Consider the following 22,260-nt stretch of genomic DNA (forward strand, 5'->3'; position numbering starts at 1 on the left):
TCGGGTCGCCGGCCCGACCTCGCCCTCCTGCAGCACGCGGAGGGAGAAGCCGGGGCGGCCGTGACCGGTCAGCAGGGCGGCATCCGTGGCTCGCCGAGGCGGACGCCCACCTTGTAGCAGATCACCTACGGCTGGGTGACCTCGAGGACCGCGCCCCCGATGGGCAACCGGTCGCCGATGCAGACCTCGTCGTCGGCCAGCCCCTCGACGGTGAAGTCCTCGCGGAAGGTGCCGTGCTCGGGCAGCCGGCGGCCGAGGTGGCGCTCCCGGTGGACGTAGGAGTCCCGCTGGTAGGCGATGACGGCGCGGTGCTCGCCGCCGTGGCTGACGAGGCCGGCCTGCGCGTCCCCCTCCCCGTCCGAGCCCGCCCACCCACCGCCGGCCGGCAGCCGGGTTCTCTCAGCTCGAGGTCTCGACCTGCCGTCCGCGCCAGGCGACCGTCCGGGGCCGGCCGACGGACACGGCGAGCAGGCGGCCAGCGGGGTCATCGGCGCGCCGGGTCGGCCGCGGTGATCGGCTCGGGACTGCCGGTCCGGGCGCGGCGAGGCTCGGGCACGGCCGTGGCCGTCGTTCGGCCCAGGACGCCGAGCGCCGCCGCCGGGAAGACCAGCACCGACAGCAGCCCGGCGCACACCAGCGCTGCGGCCGTGGGAGCGGACAACCGGCCGGTCTCCGTGCCGATCTGCGTGGCCGTGACCAGGAAGGGCAAGGAGGTGGCCTGCAGCAGCCCGGCGGCGACGGCCCCGGCCCGCCCCAGGGAGCGGCGGTACAGCACCGCGGGCAGGCCGCGGACGACGAGCAGCGCGACCAGGAACACCGGCACCTGCAGCAGCGCCGTCGGCTCCTCCAGCAGGCCGCGCAGGTCCAGCCGCACCCCGCTGCTGACGAAGAACACCGGGATCAGGAACCCGTAGCCGATGGCGTCGAGCTTGGCGCGGAAGCGCGGGTGGCTGGAGGAGTCGCGGTCGACCAGACCCACGAGCGCACCGGCGAGGAAGGCGCCCAGAATCGCCTCCAGGCCCAGCCGCTCGGCGAGCGCGACGAAGGCGATCAGCAGCAGCACCACCAGCCGGATCCGGATCTCGGCCGTGGTGTCCTGCAGCCGGACGAGCACGTCGCCCAGCCGCCCCGACATCCGCGCGCGGCCCACGCCGAGCGCGAGCAGCAGGATCAGGACGCCGAACACGGCCAGGAACGCCGCCGTCGTCCCGGCGCCGCCGCCGGAGGTGGAGAACAGCAGGGAGAGCAGCACGATCGCGGCGAAGTCGGCGACCGACGCCGCGGCGATGGTGGTCTGCCCCACGGCGTCACCGGCGCGGCCGACGTCCTTCAGGACCGGGACGACCAGCCCGAGCGACGTCGCCGTGAGGGCGACGGCCAGGAACAGCGGCGCCGACGTCCAGCCCGCCGCCTGCGCCCCGACGCCCACCAGTACGGCGAGCACCAGGCTGATCGCGTAGCCGGCGCCGGCGAGTCCCAGCAGCCGCCCGCGCAGCCCGCGCAGGTCGATCTCCAGCCCGGCGAGCATCAGCAGGAAGGCCAGCCCGAAGACGGCCAGCACCTGCACCGCGAGATCCGCCTCGACCCAGCCGAGCACCGACGGGCCGAGCACCACGCCGGCGACGATCTCCAGGACCACCGGGGGGATGCGCAAGCGTGGCGCCCAGCCGAGCGCCAACGGGACCGCCGCCGCGACACCGGCGACGATCAGCAGGTTCGTGAAGGAGACGTCGGGCACCGAGGACCTCCGGTCGAGGAACGTCAGAGACCGGCCGCTTCGAGGGCGTGCAGCCAGACCTCGGCGACGGTGGGGAATGCCGGGACGGCGTGCCGGAGCTCGGTCAGCGGTACCCGCCCCGCGACCGCGACCGCGGCCGAGTGCAGCAGCTCCTGGACGCCGCTGCCGGTGATGGTGGCCCCCACCAGCACGTCGGACGCCTCGTCGACCACCAGCCGCGTCGTGCCCTCCAGCCCGTTCCCGAGCACGTACGAGCCGGGCACCTCGCCGGTGCCGACGTCGATGACGCGGACGGCGATCCCCCGCTGCTGCGCCTCGGCCGCGGTCAGGCCCACCGCGCACACCTGCGGATCGGTGAAGGTCACCCGGGTCACGGCGTCCCGGCTGGCCCGGTCGCGGACGTCCCGGCCGGTGATCACGTCGGCGGCGATCCGGGCCTGGTACTTGCCCATGTGGGTCAGCGGCGCCAGACCGGTGCAGTCCCCGACGGCGTACAGCCAGCCGCCGGGAACCCCGGTGGCGCGGAGCCGGTCGTCGACCCTGACCGGCCGTCCGGGTCGCAGCCCCACGCTGCCCAGCCCCAGGTCGTCGGTGCGCGGGCGGCGACCGGTCGCCACCAAGACCTCGTCGGCAGTCAGCTCCTGGCCGTTGCTGAGCGTTCCGTGTACCGGCCCGTCGGTGCCCTTCCGGCGAACCGCGGCCAGCCGCGTGTTCACCAGCACGGCGATGCCCTCCCGCTCGAAGGCGGCCCGCACCTGCTCGCCGGCGAAGGGCTCCTCGCGGGGCAGCAGTCCGGGGCCGCCCTCGACGACGGTCACTTCCGCCGCGCCCAGTCGGGAGAACGCCTGGGCCAGCTCCAAGCCCACTGCACCGCCACCCAGGACGAGCAGCCGCTCCGGCACCTCCTTCGCCGCGGTGGCGGCCCGGTTGTCCCAGGGCCGCACGTCGGCGAGCCCGGGTACCGGCGGGAGCACAGCGGCGCTGCCGGTGGCGAGGACGACCGCGCGCCGGGCGACCACCTGCGGGCCACCGTCCACCCGCACCCTCCGGGTACCCGCGAGCCGCGCGATTCCCCGCAGCAGCCGCACGCCGTGGTCGGCCAGCCAGCGCTCCTGGCCGGCGTCCATCCAGTCGGAGGTCATGTGATCCCGACGCGCGAGCGCCGCCGACACGTCGACCGGACCCGTCACGGCTGCTGCGGCCCCCGGCACGCGAACGGCCGCCGCGAGCACGTCGCCCGGCCGGAGCAGCGTCTTGGTCGGGATGCAGCCCCAGTAGGAGCACTCTCCGCCGACCAGCTCTGCCTCGACCAACACGGTCTCCAGGCCCCGGCCGGCGCAGCGGTCCGCGGCCACCTCCCCCGCGGGACCTCCGCCGATCACGACGACGTCGACCTCGAGTGCTGCGGGACGGATCTCGGACATGGGGCCTCCTCGGACTCGCTGCCGTCGTCCGCGGTCACCCGCTCGGCGTTACGCGTAACGAGGGGCCGGGCGGGAGGACTGAAGCAGCGAGACCGACCGACCTCCGGGAGATCCCCATGAGCTCCACCCCCATCGCCGACCACGCCTTCCTGTCCGACCGGCACTCCTGCGCCCTCGTCGACCGCGCCGGAACCGTCGTCTGGCTGTGCTTCCCGCGCTTCGACGGTCCGTCGGTCCTCGCCGCGCTGCTGGACGACGACGCCGGCCACTGGTCGGTGCAGCCGGAGGCGGCGTGGACGGCGACCCGCCGCTACGCCGGGCGCTCGCTGGCTCTCGAGACCACGTTCCGGACGGCCGAGGGCGAGGTGCAGCTCACCGACGCGCTGGGCCTCGGTCCGGAGAACGAGGGGCACCGGCTCGGCACCGACGTCCCGCACGTCCTGGTCCGCCGGCTGGCCTGCACCTCCGGCGAGGTCGACGTGCTCGTCGACTACCGGCCGCGCCCGGAGTACGGGTTGATCGTGCCGCTGCTGTCCCACCTGGACGGCGGGGTCGCTGCCCGGGGTGGGGCGGACTGGCTGGTGCTCACGCTGCCCGCCGAGTCCACGCTGGAGGGCGGGAGGGCTCGGGCGCGGCTGCACCTGCGGGCCGGCGACGTCGTCCACCTGGCGCTGCAGCGCAGCACCCTCGGCGACCCGGTGTCCGCGCACGTCTGGTCCCAGGACGAACTGGCCGAGCTGCTCGACCGGACCCTGGCATCGTGGGAGTCCTGGTGCGACCTGCACCAGGCGTACGACGGACCGTGGGCCGACCTCGTGCACCTGAGCGGCCGCGTGCTGCAGGGGCTGTCGTACCAGCCCAGCGGCGCCGTCGTCGCCGCCGGCACGACCTCACTGCCCGAGGGCGTCGGCGGCGGACGGAACTGGGACTACCGCTACGCCTGGGTACGCGACGCCAGCTTCACGATGGAGGCGCTGTGGGTCGCCGCCTGCCCCGACGAGGCGGAGGACTTCTTCGGCTTCATGACCACCGCGGGCGCCGGCGGCATCGGCCCCGACATGTCGCTGCAGATCATGTTCGGCCTGGGCGGCGAGCACGACCTCAGCGAGCGGACCCTCGACCACCTGCGCGGCTGGCGCGGCAGCCGGCCGGTGCGAGTGGGCAACGGCGCGTGGAACCAGCGCCAGGTCGACGTCTACGGGGAGCTGCTCGGTGCCGCCGCCCGCCTGGCCGACCAACTGTCCGCCCTGGACGACGAGACGCGGTGGTTCCTCGCGGCGTGTGCTGACACCGCCGCCGTCCGCTGGCGGGACAAGGACCAGGGCATCTGGGAGGTGCGGGGCGAGCCCCAGCACTTCCTGTACTCCAAGGTCATGTGCTGGGTCGCCCTGGACCGCGCGATCGCGCTGGCCCCGCAGCTGCGCTGCGAGCACCGCGTCGACGAGTGGGCGAAGGTCCGCGAGGAGATCGCGGACACCGTGCTGCAGCAGGGCTGGAACGAGACGGCAGGCGCGTTCACCCAGTCCTTCGGGTCCACCGCGCTGGACGCCTCCAACCTGATGCTGCCGATCGTCGGGTTCCTCCCCGCCGACGACCCGCGGATGCTGGCCACCATCGACGCCATCGCGGAGCGGTTGACCGACGAGCGGGGCCTGGTCTACCGCTACCGCACCGAGGAGGGCGTCGACGGCCTGGCCGGCGAGGAGGGCACCTTCCTGCTGTGCACCTTCTGGCTGGCCCAGGCGCTCGCGCTGGCCGGGCAAGTGGACCGAGCGCGCGAGGTGTTCGAGCGGGCCGCCGCGTACGTCAACGACCTCGGTCTGCTGTCGGAGGAGGTCGACCCGGTCAGCGGGGAGCTCCTCGGCAACGTGCCGCAGGCGTTCAGCCACATCGGCCTGGTGAACGCGGCGTGGGCGATCGACCAGGCGCAGCGCGGTCGATGATGAGAACGGTCGACGCCGATGGGCTACGCGGGCTGCCGCGCGTGCCGTGCATCCGCGTCGCGATCACCGCTCTCGCCGACGCCGGGACCCGGTCGCGCCTCGATCCCGGCGCCGCCACGGATCTGGTGGACGGCGGCCGCGGGAGCCTGGACCACGTGTGCCGCGGCGCCGCGGGGGAAGGAGAGCAGCGTGGCTGAACCTCCGGCGCCACGACGCACCGCCGACCACGACGTCGTGGGGATCGCCTGCCAGGAGTTCGTCGAACTCGTCACCGACCACCTCGAGGGGACCCTCCCCGAGGACGTCGAGAACGCCATCGCCGCGCACCTCGAGCTGTGCGAGCCGTGCCGCATCTACCTCGAGCAGATCCGCAGCACCGCTGCCGCGCTCCGAAGCCTGCCCACCCCCACGCTGCCCGAACCTGCGCGGAAACGACTGCTCGAGGTCTTCACGGCCCTGCACAAGGACACCCACGGCGAGAACCCGTAACGGCCCAGGAGAGGCGGATCCCCTCCGCTCGGCGACACGACGCCGGTCAGGTGCCAGCCGGCTGAGTCCCAACAGTCTCGACGGCCGCGTGCAAGCGCTCACCGGTGTGCCCATGACGCGCAGCAACGAGCAGCGAGAGTCGATCATGAACACCTACGACCCGGCGGACTACATCACCTACGTCCCCATGGATCGACAGCACCGCCCGTCCGTCAACGCCCCACCGAGCGAGGCGATCGAGAACCACCTGCCCGAGGGATACCCGAACGCGTCCCCGAAGACGCGCCTGCGGAGCCGCGCTGCGATTCGGGCCTCCCGGTTCGATCGGGAGCCTCTCCTGGGACTCGCGGCTGGAATCGGTCCCGGGCGACACCATGTGGCACCGCGGGCCAGCGGTACGGCATGAGCGCGACACGTGCGCGTGGCAGTCCTGGTGATCGCAGGTCGGAACAACAGCGAGGAGCCGCTCTTCAGGCCGACCGTACGCTGAGGCCCGCGGAAGGCACGGCATCCGACCGACTTGGCGCTGACCAGCCAGGATTGCGCCTGGAGTCCCAAGCCTTCCAAGCCAACTGTGCGGCTTCGATTCCCGTCACCCGCTCCACACGTTCCGCAGGTGAACCAGACCGTCAGGTCTCCTGGAGAAGGCCTGAAGGACGCTCCGGAAGGGCCGTTCCAGGCTCCTGGAGATGCACAGCTACGGGACCGGATGCGCGCCCTCGAGTCGCTGCCGGCGCACCCGATGTTCATGGCAAAAGCGCCGTCGGGCGCAATAGTGATGAAGCTGTTGTCCGAGGAGAATGGCAGACAACCGTGACTCTCGAGCGGATGAGCCATGGGGGTGACGAACTGTACGTTGCGTGTCGGTGTCAGCCGACTGCGTGAAGGGTCGCACCTCACAGCTCACGGTTGGTGAGGTCGTCGAGCCTCGTCTCCACTTTGGCGGCTCGGGGCTGGGAGTTTGGCGACTCGTGGCTGGGGAATCGTGATGGGCGCGTGTCCTGGCCCTTCGCGGTTGATGAGGATGATCAGCTCGACTGTCGACGGGAGGTCTAGCTTGCCCAATGTGGCATCGAGATGCTCGTTCACCGTCTGTGGGTTCATGGACAGGCGCTTGGCGATCTCATCGGTGCGTAACCCCTCCGCAACAAGATCAGCAACCTGGTGCTCGCGGGAGGTGAGGACTTCTAGGACACTGCGAGCTGACCCGGCTGCGGCGAGCTGGCGGACCAACGGCTCGGGCTCAAGCCCCGCGGTCTCGAGAGCTTGAACTTCAATACGGGCTGCCAACACTTGATCGGGTGTCACCTCGATCTCTGCCACCGGCCACCTCCTCACCTGGGTCCGGACGTACCAGTCGGAACGACACTGCGAGGTTCTGAAGCCTCAGCTTGCGGCCCTCCGATAATTTCCCCTCGATTACCGGTCGTGTCAGGCTCTGAATGAGGAGCGCATCATTCGGCGACAAGCCGGCGAGCCGGGACAGGCCGTCCAGCAGCGCAAGCCCCTGCCTTCGGGAGGCCGGCTCCTCACTACGGGTCAACTCGAGGGCCTGCATGATCAACTGACGGTTGCTCGCCGACGCGGTCAGCGCGTGCGTCACGGCCGCGGTCGCTTTGGTCGCCTCCGTGGCCGTATTCGTTGCCGTAATCGCCCTCAAGGCGGTGCGGTACGACAGGAAGGCAGCCACAAACGGCGCGATTGCGACGGCGATCGCGAGGACGACGGCCAGCCAAGTAGGGAGGACCACGCCGGCGGCCGGCGCCTCGCCGGCCCAGAGGGACCATCCCGCTGCGCCCACGGCCTCACCGTAACGACACGGATCAATGCCGCCAAACGACCTCGTGCATCAATGACGCGATGGTGACGGGGTCGTGACGCACCACCCGTACCCAGCCGAAAGACTTCCCCTGCACCAGGGGCCAGTGCTTACCCCAGCTGAGCGGGCTCGTCGCCTGGGCGGAGAACTCAACGGCTGATGAACCCCGGTACTTGCGGGTCCACACCATTCCGCTTCGGCACCGACACGGTGTTGCCGCGCTGGACCGGGTGGCGATCAATAGCCCCGCCTACCAGTGGAGCTCTGGTCCCGCGGGTCCTGGTTGAGCCTGGCGGGCGCGCCTGGAGCGCTGCACGCCTGTGTGCCCACCAGGCCGCCACCTACGCAGCGTGTATCGCCGGCTCGACGGTGGACCTCGTAGATCCGGATCGACGGTCGAGCGTCCCGTTGCACGTTGCTCGGTCGGCCGTGCACCCGCTCGCGGCGCGGCCGCCGTCCGCGTGGTCGAACCCGTCGCCGGCCGTCGGGGCGCATGTGCCCACGAGGTGGTCCTCCGCCCGGGCCCACGCGCCTCGGCGTCCGGCGCGTGCAGGTCGCTGCGCATGGGGACGACTCCGGTCACGGCGCGGCCACCGGGTTGTCCGGCACCGGCAGCACCGCGGCGGAGGCGACGACGTGGTCGACCAGGCCGTAGTCGAGGGCCTGCTCGGGGGTGATCCAGCGGTCGCGGTCGGAGTCGCGCTCGATCTGCTCGACGCTCTGCCCGGAGTGCTCCGCCTGCAGCTCGTTGATCTCCCGCCTGAGACGCCGGAGCATCTCCGCCTGGATCGTGATGTCGCACTGCGTCCCGCCGACCCTGCCGAGGGCTGGTGCACCATGATCCGCGTGTGCGGCAGCGAGAACCGCTTGCCGCGGGTACCTGCGGTCAGCAGAAGCTGCCCCATCGAGGCGGCCATCCCGAACGAGTAGGTCGCGACGTCGCAGTCGATGAAGCGCATCGTGTCGTGGACGGCCATGCCGGCGCTGACCGAACCGCCGGGCGAGTTGATGTACAGGTGGATGTCGCGACGCGGGTCGTCCGCCGAGAGCAGCAGCAGCTGCGTGCAGATCTGGTTGGCGATGTCGTCGTCGACCTGGCTGCCGAGGAGGACGACCCGCTCCCGCAGCAACCGGTCGAAGACCGCGTCGTTCAGTGACCCGTGCCCGTCCTCTGCCTGCAGGAACGGTGCCCTGACGCCGGTGGGCGTGGCGGGCTGCATGTGCCGACCCCCTCCGTGGACTGGTGGACCCGAGTCGAGCAACGGCGACCCGGGAAGGCGCGCCCGAAAGGCGTGTCCCGCTCGTCGCGCAATTCGTGCGCCAATGGCGAAATGGCCTTGACGACGGCCTCGCAGCCGCGGCGGCCCCACCTCCCGGCCGCTCCACCCGCCGATCCCCGGGCCGCGGCCGGGGTCGGGGTCCCGGCGAGCCGATATCGTCTCCAGGCGCCTGAGCCGCGGGTCCCGCCCTCTCCCGGAGCGACCCATGACCGGCTCCCGGCTCCGCACCCCCGGATCAGCGCCCAGCACCGGCCCCACCCCGCCGCTGCCCGTGCTCCTCGCGGTCGACTCGCTGGACGGCGGCGGCGCCGAGCGCTGCGTCGTGGACCTCGCCCTGGCCCTGCAGCGGCGGGGCTGGCCGGTCCACGTGGCCTGCTCGGTCGGCGGGGCCCGCGCCGGGGTCCTGGCCGACGCCGGCGTGCCGGTCTCCGTGCTGCTCGACGAGCCGGTCACCCGCCGGGTGAGCGGCCGTTACGAGCGGGCGCTGCGCGAGCTGGTCGCCGAGCTGCGGCCGGCGGTCGTGCACGCCCAGCTGTTCGCCAGCGCGGCCGCCGCGGCGCACGCCGTCCGCGACCTGGCGGTGCCCCTCGTCGTCACCGAGTACACCGAGGGGCCGTGGCGCGACGGCCGGGCCCGCGCCGTGAGCGGCCTGGTCTACCGGCAGGCCGAGCGCGTGGTCGCCGTCTCCTCAGCCATCCGCGACCTGCTCGTCACCGACTACGGGGTGGCGCCGGAGCGGGTCGAAGTGCTGCTGCCGACGACGCCCGCGCCACCCGCCGCGGACGGCCCTCCCCCGTCGTCCGGGCACCCGGCAGTCGGGCTGGTCGGCCGGCTGGTCCCGGAGAAGGGCGTCGACGTCTTCCTGCGGGCCGCCGCACTGGTGTCGGCCGTCGTCCCCCAGGCGCGGTTCCTCGTGGTCGGCGACGGGCCGCTGCGGCCGGACCTCGAGCACCGCGCGGCGGTGCTGGGGCTCGCCGGCGCGGTCACCTTCACCGGGTACCGGTCCGACGCCGCGCGGCTGCTCGCCGGCCTCGACGTGCTGGCCGTGCCGTCGCGGTCGGACGGCTCGCCCCTGGTGGTCTGCGAGGCCATGGCCGCGGGGATCCCGGTGGTGGCCAGCCGGGTGGGCGGGCTGCCGGACCTGGTCCAGGACGGCGGCACGGGGCTGCTGGTGCGCCCCGGCGAGGCCGAGGACCTGGCCCGCGCCCTGGTGTCGCTGCTGCTCGACCCCGAATCGGCCCGGCGGCTGGGCGCCCGCGGACGCGCGCTGGCCGGCACCCGGACGCACGAGCGGCTGGTCGACCGGATGACGCAGCTGTACGCGGCCGTCGCCCGGACACCGGTCGGCTGACCGCCCTCAGCGCACCGTCGTCGTCCTGTACGGCGCGCCCGCCCGGTCGTAGGTGGTCCACTCCCCACCTTACGGCCGTGCTCGAACGAGCCCGACCGCAGCCGGGTGCCGTCGAGCAGGAACCACTCCCAGTACCCGTGGGGGCGGCCGTCGACGACCGGCCCGCGGGCGCGCAGCGAGCCGTCGCGGTGGCGCTCCTCGTGGAGACCCTCGGTGAACCTGTGCTCCGGCACGGCGTGCTCCCTGGGTCGTCGGACGAGGCGGCTGACGCGCGAGGTCGCGCGTCACCCCTGACCGGGCGGGCGCCGGACGTCGGCCGCCAGCGCCTCGGCGAGCCCGACGGCCTGCGCCAGCACCCGCTTGACCGGCCGGTCGAGCGCGACGGCCGCGCGGGCGACGTCCGCCCACTCGGGCATGGCGTTGACCACCGCGCCGTCGGACCCCCACCCGAGCTTGACGGCGACCGGCTGCCCGTCGACGTGCACGGTGCCGAACGTGCGGCGGACGGCGTGCCGGGCGACGGGCGTCTCCCGGACGCCGAGGGTCGTGGTCTCGCGCAACAGGACGTCGCGGACCCGGGCGACCTCGGCCGGGCCGGCGAGCGCGGCGACCACGTGCGCGGGCCGGCCCTTCTTCATCAGCGTCGGGGTCAGCCAGGCGTCGAGGGCGCCCGCGTCCAGCAGGGCGGCGAGCACCAACGGCCAGGCGCGCGGGTCGAGGTCGTCGACGTTGGCCTCCAGCACCACCGCGGCCGTCGTGTCGAGACCCGTGCCGGGCACCTCCTCGACCTCGCCCACGACCAGGCGCACCACGTTGGGCCGGCCGGCCGGGTCCCGGGTGCCGGCGCCGGTGCCGGTGGCCGTCGGGCGCAGCAGCGGCATCGGGCCGAACCCGGCCGCCAGGGTGGTGGCGAGCGCGACCCCGGTCGGCGTGGCCAGCTCCACCTCGTCGGGACCGCCCCGCCCGGGCGCCCCCGCCGCCTCCAGGAGGGCCAGCACGGCCGGTCCGGGCACGGGGATCGTCCCGTGCGCCGTGCGCGCCTGCCCGCCGCCGAGGGCGATCGGCGACGCCAGCAACCGGTCCAGGCGCAGGGCGGCCAGGCCGGCACAGACCCCGACGACGTCGGCGATCGCGTCCAGCGCCCCCACCTCGTGGAAGTGCACGTCCTCCTCCGGCACGCCGTGCACCGCCGCCTCCGCCCGCGCCAGCGCGCCGAACACCCCGGCCGCCGACCCGCGCAGCGGACCGGGGAGCCGGTCGAGCAGCCGGCGGACGTCGGACCAGCGGCGCGTCGGCTGGCCGGCCTCGGGCGCCTCGACCACCACCCGCACCGCCCGCAGCCCGCCGCGCCGCACCTCCTCGGCGCGCAGCGCGACGGGCAGCTCCAGGGGCGCCAGCGCCGCGGTGATCTCCGCGAGCGGCACGCCCGCCCCCACGACGGCGCCCAGCAGCATGTCCCCCGCCACGCCGTTGCCGAGGTCCAGCCACCCGGCCCGGGTCACCGCGGCTCTCCGTCACCGTCGCCGCCGGCCCGGATGCTGCGGGCGATCCGCGCGGCGAACACCCCGGCCCCGAAGCCGTTGTCGATGTTGCAGACGACCACGCCCGCGGCGCAGGAGTTGAGCATCCCCAGCAGCGCGGCCAGGCCGCCGAAGCTGGCCCCGTAGCCGACGCTGGTCGGCACGGCCACCACCGGCGTGCCGACCAGCCCGCCGATGACGCTGGGCAGCGCGCCCTCCATGCCCGCCACCACGATCACGATGTCGGCGTCCTGGAGCACCGGGCGGGCGTCGAGGACGCGGTGCAGTCCGGCGACCCCGACGTCGACCACCCGGACGACGTCGGCGCCGAAGACCCGCACGGTGGTCGCGGCCTCCGCGGCCACCGGGGAGTCCGACGTCCCCGCGGTGACCACCGCGACCAGGCCCCGGCCCGGCGGCAGGTCCCCGACGACGAGCGTCGTCGCCTCCACCTGCGACTCGGGCCACCGCAGCCGCACCGCGGCCACCGTCGCGGCGTCGGCCCGGGTGACGAGCGCCGGCCGGTGCGGAGCCGCGGCGCGCAGGGTCTCGACGATCGCCACCACCTCGTCCGGGGTCTTCCCGGCGGCGTAGACCACCTCCGGGTCGCCGGTGCGGGGCAGCCGGTCGGTGTCCACCCGCGCGAAGCCCAGGTCGACGTACCCCGGGTCGCGTGCCTCGCCGTCCACAGCGGCATCCTGCCCGGCGGCGACCGGCCGCCGGCAGGAGGTCCCGGTTAGGGTCCGACCAGGGCCCAACCGACCGGACGCAGGACGGGTGATCACGATGAGGGTGCAACTGGCCTACGGCGAGCAGGGGCTGACCGTCGACCTGCCGGACGACCGGACGACGGTCGTCGAGCCGCGTTACGTGCCCGGCGCCCAGGACCCGGCCGCGGTCCTGCGGTCGGCCCTGCGCGAGCCGGTAGCCGGGCCACCGCTGCGCGAGATCGTGCGACCGGGCCAGAAGGTGGCCATCTCCGTCTGCGACGGCACCCGCGCCCAGCCGCGGGACCTCATGGTCCCGGCCGTGCTGGACGAGCTCGCCGGGATCGTCGACCTGGACGACGTGGTGATCCTGGTGGCCACGGGCACGCACCGCGGCAACACCGAGGCCGAGATCCGCAGCATGCTGGGCGACGACGTCGTCGACCGGGTGCACGTCCTCAACCACGACGCGCGCGACGAGGACTCCCTCGTGTGGATGGGCACCCACGGCAACGGCGTGCCCGTGTGGCTCGACCGCCACTGGGTCGACGCCGACGTCCGGATCACCACGGGGTTCGTCGAGCCGCACTTCTTCGCCGGGTTCAGCGGCGGCCCCAAGCTCGCCGTCCCCGGGCTCGCCGGCCTGGAGACCGTGCTGACCCTGCACGACGCCGAACGCATCGGCTCCCCCCAGGCCGTGTGGGGCGTTTGCGAGGGCAACCCCGTCCACGACGACATCCGCGCGGTCGTCGCGGCGGTCGGTGGCGTCCACTTCGGCTTCGACGTCACCCTCAACCGGGAGCAGCAGGTCGTGGGCGCGTTCGCCGGGGAGCTGTTCGCCATGCACGCCGCGGCGCGGGAGGCGGCCCGGGAGCTGGCGATGGCGCCGGTGCCAGAGCGCTTCGACGTGGTGGTGACGACCAACTCCGGCTTCCCCCTCGACCAGAACCTCTACCAGGCCGTGAAGGGCATCTCCGCGGCGGCCACGGTGGTCAAGGACGGCGGCGCGATCATCTGCGCGGCGGAGTGCCGGGACGGGTTCCCCAACCACGGCTCCTACCGCGAGGTGCTCGAGTCCGCGGAGTCCCCCCAGGCGCTCCTCGACCTGATCGAGAACCGGCCGAAGACCGTGCCCGACCAGTGGCAGGTCCAGGTGCAGGCCAAGATCCAGAGCCGGGCGCGGGTGATCATGCACACCTCGTACCTGTCCGACCACGCCCTCGAGGCGGCCCACCTGGAGCAGACCCACGACATCGGCGCCACGGTCCGCGAGCTGCTCGACGCGGCGGGGCCCGACGCCCGGGTGTGCGTCCTGCCCGAGGGGCCGCAGACCATCCCGTACGTGAGCTCCGAGCTCCTCGCCGACACCCACTGAGGCGCAGCCCGTGTCCCTGACGTCCCTGCGGCCGGAGGACCGCCGCGCGGTCGACGTCCTCCGGGGGCGGCTCTCCGGCACGGCGAGGCTGGGGGTCGCCTTCTCCGGCGGCGTCGACTCCTCCGTGCTGCTCGCCCTCGCCGTCGACGCCCTCGGCCCCGGCCGCGTGCTCGCGCTCCTCGGGGTCTCCCCCAGCCTGGCGTCCGAGGAACGGGAGGCAGCCCACCGGGTCGCCGCGCACATCGGGGTGCCGGTGGTGGAGGTGCCCACCTTCGAGGGCGACCGGCCCGAGTACCGGCGCAACGGCCCCGACCGCTGCTTCCACTGCAAGGACGAGCTGTTCGCGCGGATCTCCCAGGACGTCGTGTCCCGGTACGGCCTGACCGCGATCGCCTACGGGGAGAACGCCGACGACGCCCGGCGCCCGGACCGCCCCGGGGCCCGCGCGGCCACCGAGCACGCCGTCCTGCGCCCGCTGGCCGACGCCGGGCTGGACAAGGCCGCGGTGCGCCGGATCGCCCGCGCGCTGGAGCTGCCCTGCGCGGACAAACCCGCGGCACCGTGCCTGGCCTCGCGGATCCCGCACCACAGCGAGGTCTCACCCGAGAAGCTGGCGCAGGTGGAGGCGGCCGAGGCCGGGCTGCGCCGGCTCGGGCTGGGTGACCTGCGGGTCCGCCACCACGGGGACGTCGCCCGCCTCGAGGTCCCGGTCGAGGACCTGCCGGCACTCGTCTCGCCCCCGCTCCGGGAGCAGGCCGTCCAGGTGGTGCGGGCGGCCGGTTTCCGGTTCCTCGCCGTCGACCTTGCCGGCATCCAGTCCGGCGCCTTCACCCTGCCGCTGGTGGGCGTCCGCGAGGGCTGAACCAAGTGCAGTGACCCCCCGCAGGGTCCCGCCGCCGGCCCCGTCCAGGTGCTCGCTGCTGGCCCCGTCCCGGGCACCGCCCCGAGCTCGCGAGGGGTGGGGAGGACGGGGTCCTTCCCCGGTGCGGGGACGGGGTCCTCTGTCAGGCCGGCTCGACGGGCAGGCCGAGCCGCCGGAACAGGTCGTTGTCGAGGTCCAGGAAGCTGGAGATGTGGGCGACCCGGCCGGCCCGCACCTCGAGCACGTGCAGCGCCCACGGCTCGTGCCCGCCGTCCGGTCGCGGGCGGTACTGCGCGAACGCCGGCGCCCCGTTGGCGAGGGTCGGCAGCACCCGGGAGCCCCGGCACCCCGCGCCGGGGCCGAGCATCCAGGTGGCGATGTCGGCCCGGCCGCGCAGCCACATCGCGAACGGCGGCATGTGCTGGGTGGCGTCCTCGTGCAGCAGCGACACGAGGCCCTCGACGTCGTAGCGCTCGAAGGCGTCGACGTAGCGCTCGAGCAGGGCCCGCTGGACGCCGTCCAGCGGCTCGGTCTCGGCCTCCCCGCCGACCGCGGCCATCGTGGCGCGGGCCCGCTGCAGCGCGCTGTTGACCGACGCGACGGTCGTGTCGAGCAGCTGGGCGACCTCCTCGGCCCGCCAGCGCAGCACCTCGCGCAGCAGCAGCACGGCCCGCTGGCGGGGCGGCAGGTGCTGCAGCGCGGAGACGAACGCCAGCCGGATCGACTCGCGCTGCACGGCCTGCTCGGCGGGGTCGGCGTCCTCGGCGACGACCTGCCGGTCGAGCACCGGCTCCACCCACGCCGTCCCCGGGCGGCGGGCGGCCAGCGAGGCCTCGACCGGCTGCCACGGCGACCCGGAGAGGTCCATCGGCAGGGCCCGCCGCTGCCGGCCGGAGAGCTGGTCGAGGCACACGTTGGTGGCGATCCGGTACAGCCACGACCGCAGCGCCGACCGGCCCTCGAAGTCGCCCAGGCCGCGCCAGGCGCGGACCATCGTCTCCTGCACGGCGTCGTCGGCGTCGAACGCCGACCCGAGCATCCGGTAGCAGTAGCCGGTCAGCTCCCGCCGGTGCTCGAGCAGCCGTGGGTCGAGTTCGTCGGTCAGCACGGTCGTCACAAGTCCTCCTCCGGCGTGGGCCGCGACAGCTCACCACAGGGCACCGACGGAACGGGAGGGCCCGGCGTCCCGGGCGGCTACTGGTAGCTGATCAGGTCCGGCCGCGGCTCGACGGCGACCGTCTCCTCCGGCGTGAGCATCGGGACGTCCTCGTCGTAGAAGTTCTTCCAGCCCCAGGCGACCTCGTCCGGCTCGGTCTGCCGCAGCGTCCGCCAGGTGGCCTGCTTGTCGCCCTGACCGCCCTGGCCGTCGGCGTGGACCATGAGCGCCAGCTCGTCGCGGGAGGTGTCCAGCCGGTCGCGGTCGGGGATCATGTCCACCCGGAACTGGTGCAGCAGGAGCAGCTTCTGCGGCAGGTCGTTCGCGCGGGTCAGGTCGGCCAGCCAGGTGACCACCCGGTTGACCTCGTCGATCGACACCGACCCGATCTGGGTCAGGTGCACCTCGTTCGGCCCCAGCCGCCACTCCGGGTCCAGCGCCAGCCCGACGTGCGGCAGCTCCAGCAGCGAGCGGTACTGCTCGGCCTGGGTGAGGAAGTCGGTGCGCCCGGGCTGCAGGTCGATGACGACGTACAGCCCCGCCTCGCCGGCCGCCTCCACCCACGGCCGCAGGTCCTCGACCGGCAGCTCGGTGGAGTAGTTGCCGTCGGGCCCGGCGACCGACGAGGCGACGGTGGCGATGACCTCGAACGCGGGGACGACGGTGGCCTCCTGCACCAGCGGCTCGTAGGGGGCCGCGTGGGCGCGGGCCCGCTCGATGGAGGCCGGCAGGTCCTGCTCGCCGAGCACGCCCAGGGCCCCGGTGCCCGGACTGCCGTAGAGGGCGACGAGGAAGTGCTGCGGGAAGAGCAGCTGGCCGCCGCCCGGCAGCTGGTCCCCGGTGGCCGCGGTCTCCAGCTTCCAGTCCAGCCCCTCCTCCGCCGCGAACCCGGCGCCGAGCGCCACCACCGTCTCCGGCCGCTGCTCGGCCAGGAGCTCCACGAGCTCCGCCGAGCCGCGGGGGTCGGTGCCCCCACCGGTCAGCTGCACCCGCGCGCCGGCCGCCCGGGCGGTGGCCACGCCGGCCAGCGCCTCGGGGGCGCCGGTGGTCACCACGACGGTGCCGTCGAGCGGTTCGGCCCGCTGCACCGCCGGCAGCTCGCCCTCGCCGGCCTCCCCGGTCGCCGGCTCCGCGCCGGCGGGCTGCAGGGCCGCCGTCTGCTCGGGGTCGAGCTCCGCGACGGCGGCCGCCGCCCCGCCGTCGTCCACCTGCTGCGTCTCGCCGAGCTCCAGGCCGGTGGCCGCGGCGACGGCGTCCGGGTCGGCGGGGACGGCGACCACCTCGGGGCCGCCGTCCCCGCCCTCGGCCTCCCCCACCGCCAGCACCGTCGTCGTCCCCAGCCGCTCCAGCTCGGTGGTGAGCGCCTCGGCGGGCCCGCCGCCGGCCGGCTCGAGCAGCAGCGGGACGCCGAGGCCGGTCGCGGCCGAGGCGCCCAGGAGCGTGCCGGCCGCGTCGCCGTCGCGGGCCACGACGACGACGTCCGCGCTGTCGAACAGCGCCCGGCTGGCCGAGGCCGCGGAGGCGACCGGGTCGTCGTCGGCGACGAGGGTGAGGCGCGCGTCGGGCGCGGAGGTCGCCACCCCGGCGGCGTCCTCGGGCTCCTCGCCGGAGGCCGCACCGCAGCCGCCGGTCAGCAGCGCCGCGGTCAGGGCGATCGGCAGCGTTCGAGAGCGCACGGCTCCCCTCCCCCCGCCGGTCGCACGGTCGCACGGGAGCGCGACGGCGGGGCGCGCCCGGCTCCCCGCGACACTAACGACGCCACGGCCCCGGACGACGGCCCACCCGGTCCGGCGGCACCCCGACCGAGAGGGGCGGCCCCGCGCGGCCGGGTGGTGGCCACACTGTCCACGCGCGCGGCGGACCGGGAGGATCCCCACCGTGCGACCACACCCTGCCGACGGCGACGCACCCGAGGTCCGCATCCTGGTCAACACGAACGTGTCGATGTCCCGGCACAAGGCCGCGGCGCAGGCCGTGCACGCCGCGCTGGCCGCCTTCGGCATCCCGCACGGACGGGTCGTCGTGCTCGGCGGGCGGCCGGACCAGGTGGCGGCGATGGACGCCGTGGTGCGGGACGCCGGGCGCACCGAGGTGGCGCCGGGGACCCTGACCGCGGGCGCCACGGTCGTCCGCGACGGCTCGCCCGACGCGGGCAGCTCCCGGTAGACAACTCCGGTGACCGACTTCGCCGACCGGCTGCGCCCGGCCACCGCCGAGGAGTGGCCCGCGTTCAGCCGGGCCCTGTTCACGACGTTCGGCGAGGAGGCCCCGGCGTCGTTCGTCGACAGCGTGCCGGCGTACGCGGAGCTGGACCGCTCGCTCGGGCTGTGGGAGGGCGACCGGGTGGTCGTCACGTCGGGCGTCTACAGCCGGGAGCTCACGGTGCCCGGCGGCGTCGTCCCCTGTGCCGGCGTGACCTGGGTGAGCGTCGCACCGAGCCACCGCCGCCGCGGCGTGCTGACCGCGCTGATGCGCCACCAGCTCACCGAGCTGCACGAGCAGCAGCGGGAGCCGGTCGCGGCGCTGTGGGCCTCGGAGTCCTCGATCTACGGCCGCTTCGGCTACGCGCCGGCCACCTGGCGGGGCAACCTCTCCGGCGACGTGGCCCGGCTGGTGCTGCGGCCGGACGTCGACCTGGGCGCGGGCCGGGTCGAGCAGGTCGGCGTCGAGGAGTTCCGGGCCGGCGCGGTGGCCCTGCACGACCGGGTGCGCCGGTCCGTGCCCGGCAACCTCGCCCGCGACGCCCGCTGGTGGGACCGCGGGCTGCGCGATGCGCCCGACGAGCGCCGCGGCGCGACCGAGCTGCGCTTCCTGCGGCACGTCGAGCCCGACGGCGCGGTGACCGGCTACGCCAGCTACCGCATCCGCTCGGCGTGGACCGACGACGGCCAGCCCGACGGGACCGTCGTCGTCGAGGAGGTGCGCGCGCTGACCGCGCCGGCGTACGCGGCGCTCTGGCGGTTCCTGCTGTCGCTGGACCTGGTCCGCACGGTGCGGGCCCCGACCGCCTCCCCCGACGACCCGCTGCGGCACCTGCTGGCCGAGCCACGGGCGCTGCGCTCGCAGCCTTACGACGCGCTCTGGGTGCGGCTGGTCGACGTCGGCCGCGCGCTGGCCGCCCGCCGCTACCCCGCACGGGTCAACCTGGTGCTGGAGGTGCGCGACCGGTTCTGCCCGTGGAACGACGGCCGCTGGGCCCTCGTCGGTCACCCGGCCGGCGCCTTCTGCGCGCAGACCGACGCCGACCCCGACCTCGTGCTGGACGTCGAGGCGCTGGGTGCGGCCTACCTCGGCGGGGTGTCGCTGGCCACGCTGCAGGCGGCCGGGCGGGTCACCGAGGTGAGCCCGGGGGCGGTGACCCAGGCCGGGACGGCGTTCCGCTGGCCGGTCACCCCGTGGTGCCCGGACGAGTTCTAGCCGGGGCTCGACGCCACCTGGCCGGAGCCGGTCCCGCCGGGCTCGGCGACGGTCTCCGAGCGGTGGGCGACCAGCTGCCGTGCCTCCTGCAGGTGGTCCTCCGCGGGCAGCGTGATCTTCTCCGTGATGACCGCGCGCCAGAGGACCATCCTGGCCTGCCGGAGGCGGTTGACGCCCTGCACCAGGAGGATGAGGCAGACCGGGACGACGAGGTGTCCGAGCGTGTTCCCGAACCCCACTGCGACGACGGCGCCGAGCGCCAGGAGCGGCGGGACCACGTTGAGGCGGAACGAGGCCTCGGCGGCGTAGCGGTCGTACTCGCCGTACATCTCCTGGTTCATCGCCAGCAACCGGGCCCGGAGGTCGGTGAGCGGCGGCTCGAACGCCTCGACCGGCGGCCCGTCCCGGAATCCCACGCGCCTGCGGACGTCTGCTGGGAGCTCGGCGACCCCCTCCCCGATGGTCACGAGCCGGCGCTCGAACGCGCGCCTCGTCCCGAGCTCGTCGGCCGAGGAGAACAGGCGCTGCAGCAGGGTCCTGGGCCCGTGCTCGGCCTCCGGTCCCGGACCGTGGACTCCCGGTGCCAGGCGCCTCAGGAGGGTGGTGGCGAGGCTGCCCTCTGTCGGGAGGGTCACGATCGCGCCGATGACGTAGGCCACGAAGGACAGGCCGGCAACGGCCGCGGGGACGCCGAGGATGCCGAGGATGCCGACGAGCTCGTACGTCCTCGACACCACCCCACCGTCACGGGGGTCGGACCTCGGGACGTCGTCCCCGAACACGAACCAGCCGACCAGCAACCAGAGGTACCCCACGGCCAGCGGCGTCCGGACGTCCCGCAGGCCGGGGAGGAGGCTCGCCACCACGGCCCCTCCCCTCGACGACGCAGCCGCGGACCGCCTGGGCGCAGTGTCCGGCCGGGCCGTGACGGCGCCGTCACCGACGTGTCATCGGGCCACCGCCCGGAGTCAGACGGCGGGGTCCTCGCGGGTGGGCAGCCCGCCGGCGGGGCGGTGCCGGTCGCGCTCGTAGTCGCTGATCAGACCGATCCGGCGGACGTGCCGCTCGTCGCCGCTGAACGGCGTGGCGAGGAAGTGCAGCACCAGCTCGGTGGCCTCCGCGACGTCGTGCTGCCGGGCGCCGACCGCGACGACGTTGGCGTCGTTGTGCTGCCGGGCCAGCTCCGCGGTCGCGCGGTTCCACACCAGCGCCGCGCGGACCCCGGGCACCTTGTTGGCCGCGATCTGCTCCCCGTTGCCGGAGCCGCCGATGACCACGCCGAGGCTGCCGGGGTCGGTGACCGTCCGCTCGCCGACCTCGAAGCAGAACGGCGGGTAGTCGTCCTGGGCGTCGTACTCGAACGCCCCGCAGTCGACCGGCTCGTGCCCGGCGTCGGCTAGCGCCTTCTTGAGGTGGTCCTTGAACTCCAGGCCGGCGTGGTCGGTCCCGACGAAGACGCGCATGGCGGGGAGTCTGTCAGGCTGCCCGGGTGGCGGTGCTCGGGGTCGACGGGTGGCGCGGCGCCTGGGTCGGCGCCCGGCTGGACGGCCGCACGGTGGAGCTGCTGGCGCTGCCCGACGCGGCCGCCGTCCTCGCCGTCCCGGACGTCGAGGTGGTCGGCATCGACATGCCGATCGGGCTCTCGGACGACGGCGTGCGGGCCTGCGACGTCGAGGCCCGGCGCCGGCTGGGGCGGGCAGGCAGCTCCGTCTTCCCCGCCCCGGTGCGCGCCGTCCTCGGTGCCCGGGACTACGCCGACGCCCGCCGGCTGTCGGTCGAGGCGACCGGCGGGCGCTCGCTGTCGGCGCAGTCCTTCCAGCTCGTGCGTTCGATCGCGGCCCTCGACGACGCCCTGGGTGATCCGCCCGTCGCCCACGTCGTCGAGGTGCACCCCGAGCTGGCGTTCCGCGCGCTCGACGACCGGGTGTGCGACCCCAAGTCCAGCGCGCGCGGACAGGCCCAGCGGATCCGGGCGCTGCAGCCGGTGGTCGACGTCCTGGACGCGCTCGCCGACGCGCCGGCGGGCCTGCCCGCTGTCGATGCGCTGGACGCCTGCGCCGCCGCCTGGTCGGCCCGGCGGATCGCCGACGGCGTCGCCGAGTGCGTCGGGGACGGCGCGACCGACGCCCGCGGCCGCCCCATGCGGATCTGCTGGTAGGAGGACGACCCCGTCCCCTCACCGGGGAAGGACCCCGTCCTCCCCACCCCTCGCGAGCTCGGGGCGGTGCCCGGGACGGGGCCAGCGGCGAGCCTCCCGACGGGGCCGCGGCGGTGCCTGCAGGGGCCTTCAGGTGACCCGGCGGACGACGGGCAGCGGCAGCACCCGCAGCAGCCCGGCGATCGGGCGCCACGGCCACTCGGGCACGTAGGCGCGCACCGGCTCCCGCTCGATCGCGGCGGTGAGCGCGTCCACGCCGGTGTCGACGTCGACGGTGAACGGCCCGCGGCGGCCGACGTTGATGTCCGTGGCGATGTAGCCGGGCAGCACCGTGGTGACGCGGATGCCGGTGCCGAGCAGGTCGGAGCGGATCCCCTCGGCCAGGGAGTTCAGCGCCGCCTTGCTGGCGCCGTACGCCGTCCGGGTGCCGCGCATGCCCCGGACGGAGGCGACCGAGGAGACCAGCACGAGGTGACCCGAGCCCTGGGCGCGGAAGAGCTCGACCGCGGCCTGGCACTGGGCGTGGGTGCCCAGCACGTTGGTGGCCAGGACGGCCCGGTTGGTCGCCGCCGCACCGGTGCCGATGGCGACCCCGTTGCCGATGCCCGCGTTGGCGACGAACCGGTCGATCCCGCCCAGCTCGTCGGCGAGTCGGGCACCGTCTGCGCGACCGCGGCCGGGTCGTCGACGTCCAGACGACGGGTGACGACGCGGATGCCGGGGTGGGCGGCGAGCAGCTCGTCGCGCAGCGCCGCCAGCCGGTCGGTGCGGCGGGCGACGAGCGCCAGGTCGCGGCCCATCGCGGCGAACCGGCGGGCCATGCCCTCGCCGAGGCCGGAGCTGGCGCCGGTGATCAGGATGCGCTGGCGGGGCGGGTGCGGCACCGCGCCATCGTGACAGGCCCTCGGGGGGGGGGGGGGGGGGGGCCGGCGGGGGGGGGGGGGGGGGGGGGGGGGGGGGGGGGGGGGGGGGGGGGGGGGGGGCGCGCGTGCCTTATTCGGGCGGTTTTTCGGGTGTGGGG

At 74.8% G+C, this 22,260-nt stretch carries 21 protein-coding genes and 2 pseudogenes; 9 read left to right on the forward strand and 14 right to left on the reverse strand.

Features of this window, described 5'->3' with window-relative positions; translation table 11 throughout:
- Positions 1-125: 125 nt before the first annotated feature.
- Genes ACI78Z_RS10750 through ACI78Z_RS10760 form a run of 3 tightly spaced genes read right to left on the reverse strand, consistent with a single transcriptional unit; the run spans position 126 to position 3,162 of the window.
- Positions 126-488: an MOSC domain-containing protein gene (locus ACI78Z_RS10750; protein ID WP_457036522.1), complete on the reverse strand. Its 363-nt coding sequence runs from the start codon at positions 486-488 to the stop codon at positions 126-128.
- Positions 485-1,738, reverse strand: a complete 1,254-nt coding sequence (locus ACI78Z_RS10755; protein WP_457036523.1) for a cation:proton antiporter — start codon at positions 1,736-1,738, stop codon at positions 485-487. Before ACI78Z_RS10755 ends, ACI78Z_RS10750 begins: the two co-directional genes overlap by 4 nt.
- Positions 1,739-1,761: 23 nt before the next feature.
- Positions 1,762-3,162: a dihydrolipoyl dehydrogenase family protein gene (locus ACI78Z_RS10760; RefSeq protein ID WP_457036524.1), complete on the reverse strand. Its 1,401-nt coding sequence runs from the start codon at positions 3,160-3,162 to the stop codon at positions 1,762-1,764.
- Positions 3,163-3,278: 116 nt separating this feature from the next.
- Here ACI78Z_RS10760 and ACI78Z_RS10765 point away from each other — a divergent pair, with 116 nt between their 5' ends.
- The 3 genes from ACI78Z_RS10765 to ACI78Z_RS10775 all read left to right on the forward strand — a co-directional run bounded on the left by ACI78Z_RS10765 (position 3,279) and on the right by ACI78Z_RS10775 (position 6,411).
- Positions 3,279-5,105: a glycoside hydrolase family 15 protein gene (locus ACI78Z_RS10765; RefSeq protein ID WP_457036525.1), complete on the forward strand. Its 1,827-nt coding sequence runs from the start codon at positions 3,279-3,281 to the stop codon at positions 5,103-5,105.
- Positions 5,106-5,294: 189 nt separating this feature from the next.
- On the forward strand, positions 5,295-5,594 hold the full coding sequence (locus ACI78Z_RS10770; protein WP_457036526.1) for an anti-sigma factor family protein: 300 nt from the start codon (positions 5,295-5,297) through the stop codon (positions 5,592-5,594).
- 616 nt (positions 5,595-6,210) lie between these two features.
- Positions 6,211-6,411 (forward strand): hypothetical protein, encoded by a 201-nt coding sequence (locus ACI78Z_RS10775; RefSeq protein WP_457036527.1) that lies wholly within the window; start codon positions 6,211-6,213, stop codon positions 6,409-6,411.
- 86 nt (positions 6,412-6,497) lie between these two features.
- On the opposite strand, the gene ACI78Z_RS10780 is transcribed toward ACI78Z_RS10775, so the two are convergent.
- The 3 genes and pseudogenes from ACI78Z_RS10780 to ACI78Z_RS10790 form a co-directional block, all read right to left on the reverse strand.
- On the reverse strand, positions 6,498-6,917 hold the full coding sequence (locus tag ACI78Z_RS10780; RefSeq protein ID WP_457036528.1) for a response regulator transcription factor: 420 nt from the start codon (positions 6,915-6,917) through the stop codon (positions 6,498-6,500).
- Complete coding sequence (locus tag ACI78Z_RS10785) at positions 6,868-7,395, reverse strand: hypothetical protein (protein WP_457036529.1); 528 nt, start codon at positions 7,393-7,395, stop codon at positions 6,868-6,870. Before ACI78Z_RS10785 ends, ACI78Z_RS10780 begins: the two co-directional genes overlap by 50 nt.
- Before the next feature lie 597 nt (positions 7,396-7,992).
- Positions 7,993-8,900, reverse strand: a pseudogene (locus ACI78Z_RS10790) (ClpP family protease).
- Here ACI78Z_RS10790 and ACI78Z_RS10795 point away from each other — a divergent pair.
- Entirely contained in the window at positions 8,899-10,044 is a 1,146-nt protein-coding gene (locus ACI78Z_RS10795; protein WP_457036530.1) for a glycosyltransferase family 4 protein, read from the forward strand. The pseudogene ACI78Z_RS10790 and the gene ACI78Z_RS10795 overlap by 2 nt on opposite strands.
- Positions 10,045-10,328: 284 nt before the next feature.
- On the opposite strand, the gene larC is transcribed toward ACI78Z_RS10795, so the two are convergent.
- Positions 10,329-11,546, reverse strand: a complete 1,218-nt coding sequence (gene larC / locus ACI78Z_RS10800) for a nickel pincer cofactor biosynthesis protein LarC (protein WP_457036531.1) — start codon at positions 11,544-11,546, stop codon at positions 10,329-10,331.
- Positions 11,543-12,253 carry a nickel pincer cofactor biosynthesis protein LarB gene (larB, locus tag ACI78Z_RS10805; RefSeq protein ID WP_457036532.1) on the reverse strand — a complete coding sequence of 237 codons (711 nt, stop codon included), beginning with the start codon at positions 12,251-12,253 and terminating at the stop codon, positions 11,543-11,545. The genes larC and larB overlap by 4 nt, the downstream gene beginning before the upstream one ends.
- Before the next feature lie 97 nt (positions 12,254-12,350).
- Here larB and larA point away from each other — a divergent pair, with 97 nt between their 5' ends.
- Positions 12,351-13,646 (forward strand): nickel-dependent lactate racemase, encoded by a 1,296-nt coding sequence (gene larA / locus ACI78Z_RS10810; protein ID WP_457036533.1) that lies wholly within the window; start codon positions 12,351-12,353, stop codon positions 13,644-13,646.
- Between the two features lie 10 nt (positions 13,647-13,656).
- On the forward strand, positions 13,657-14,508 hold the full coding sequence (gene larE / locus ACI78Z_RS10815; protein ID WP_457036534.1) for an ATP-dependent sacrificial sulfur transferase LarE: 852 nt from the start codon (positions 13,657-13,659) through the stop codon (positions 14,506-14,508).
- A 142-nt stretch (positions 14,509-14,650) separates the two neighbouring features.
- Here the strand turns inward: larE and ACI78Z_RS10820 are convergent, their stop codons facing one another.
- Positions 14,651-15,625 (reverse strand): sigma-70 family RNA polymerase sigma factor, encoded by a 975-nt coding sequence (locus ACI78Z_RS10820; RefSeq protein ID WP_457036535.1) that lies wholly within the window; start codon positions 15,623-15,625, stop codon positions 14,651-14,653.
- Positions 15,626-15,702: 77 nt separating this feature from the next.
- On the reverse strand, positions 15,703-17,340 hold the full coding sequence (locus ACI78Z_RS10825) for a hypothetical protein (protein ID WP_457036536.1): 1,638 nt from the start codon (positions 17,338-17,340) through the stop codon (positions 15,703-15,705).
- Between the two features lie 202 nt (positions 17,341-17,542).
- Between ACI78Z_RS10825 and ACI78Z_RS10830 the strand changes: the two genes are divergently transcribed.
- Both ACI78Z_RS10830 and ACI78Z_RS10835 read left to right on the forward strand, forming a co-directional pair.
- On the forward strand, positions 17,543-17,830 hold the full coding sequence (locus ACI78Z_RS10830) for a hypothetical protein (protein WP_457036537.1): 288 nt from the start codon (positions 17,543-17,545) through the stop codon (positions 17,828-17,830).
- Between the two features lie 9 nt (positions 17,831-17,839).
- Positions 17,840-19,081 carry a GNAT family N-acetyltransferase gene (locus ACI78Z_RS10835; RefSeq protein ID WP_457036538.1) on the forward strand — a complete coding sequence of 414 codons (1,242 nt, stop codon included), beginning with the start codon at positions 17,840-17,842 and terminating at the stop codon, positions 19,079-19,081.
- On the opposite strand, the gene ACI78Z_RS10840 is transcribed toward ACI78Z_RS10835, so the two are convergent.
- On the reverse strand, positions 19,078-19,947 hold the full coding sequence (locus ACI78Z_RS10840; RefSeq protein ID WP_457036539.1) for a hypothetical protein: 870 nt from the start codon (positions 19,945-19,947) through the stop codon (positions 19,078-19,080). The genes ACI78Z_RS10835 and ACI78Z_RS10840 overlap by 4 nt on opposite strands.
- A 102-nt stretch (positions 19,948-20,049) precedes the next feature.
- Positions 20,050-20,544 (reverse strand): ribose-5-phosphate isomerase, encoded by a 495-nt coding sequence (locus ACI78Z_RS10845; RefSeq protein ID WP_457036540.1) that lies wholly within the window; start codon positions 20,542-20,544, stop codon positions 20,050-20,052.
- A 26-nt stretch (positions 20,545-20,570) separates the two neighbouring features.
- Here ACI78Z_RS10845 and ACI78Z_RS10850 point away from each other — a divergent pair, with 26 nt between their 5' ends.
- Positions 20,571-21,239, forward strand: coding sequence for a DUF429 domain-containing protein (locus ACI78Z_RS10850; protein ID WP_457036541.1), 669 nt, complete (start codon positions 20,571-20,573; stop codon positions 21,237-21,239).
- A gap of 129 nt (positions 21,240-21,368) precedes the next feature.
- Here the strand turns inward: ACI78Z_RS10850 and ACI78Z_RS10855 are convergent, their stop codons facing one another.
- The gene (locus ACI78Z_RS10855) at positions 21,369-21,878 is read right to left on the reverse strand and encodes an SDR family NAD(P)-dependent oxidoreductase (protein WP_457036542.1); all 510 of its coding nucleotides are present in this window, start codon (positions 21,876-21,878) and stop codon (positions 21,369-21,371) included.
- 68 nt (positions 21,879-21,946) lie between these two features.
- Positions 21,947-22,060 (reverse strand): annotated as a pseudogene (locus ACI78Z_RS10860) (SDR family oxidoreductase); the annotation flags it as partial.
- Positions 22,061-22,260: the final 200 nt, after the last annotated feature.

It is taken from the genome of Geodermatophilus sp. SYSU D01176 (genome assembly GCF_054050015.1).

Coding starts and splice junctions, on each gene's coding strand:
- ACI78Z_RS10750 (WP_457036522.1), bottom strand. CDS start 488: ATGACCCCGCTGGCCGCCTGCTCGCCGTGTCCGTCGGCCGGCCCCGGA.
- ACI78Z_RS10760 (WP_457036524.1), bottom strand. CDS start 3,162: ATGTCCGAGATCCGTCCCGCAGCACTCGAGGTCGACGTCGTCGTGATC.
- ACI78Z_RS10765 (WP_457036525.1), top strand. CDS start 3,279: ATGAGCTCCACCCCCATCGCCGACCACGCCTTCCTGTCCGACCGGCAC.
- ACI78Z_RS10795 (WP_457036530.1), top strand. CDS start 8,899: ATGACCGGCTCCCGGCTCCGCACCCCCGGATCAGCGCCCAGCACCGGC.
- larA (WP_457036533.1), top strand. CDS start 12,351: ATGAGGGTGCAACTGGCCTACGGCGAGCAGGGGCTGACCGTCGACCTG.
- ACI78Z_RS10845 (WP_457036540.1), bottom strand. CDS start 20,544: ATGCGCGTCTTCGTCGGGACCGACCACGCCGGCCTGGAGTTCAAGGAC.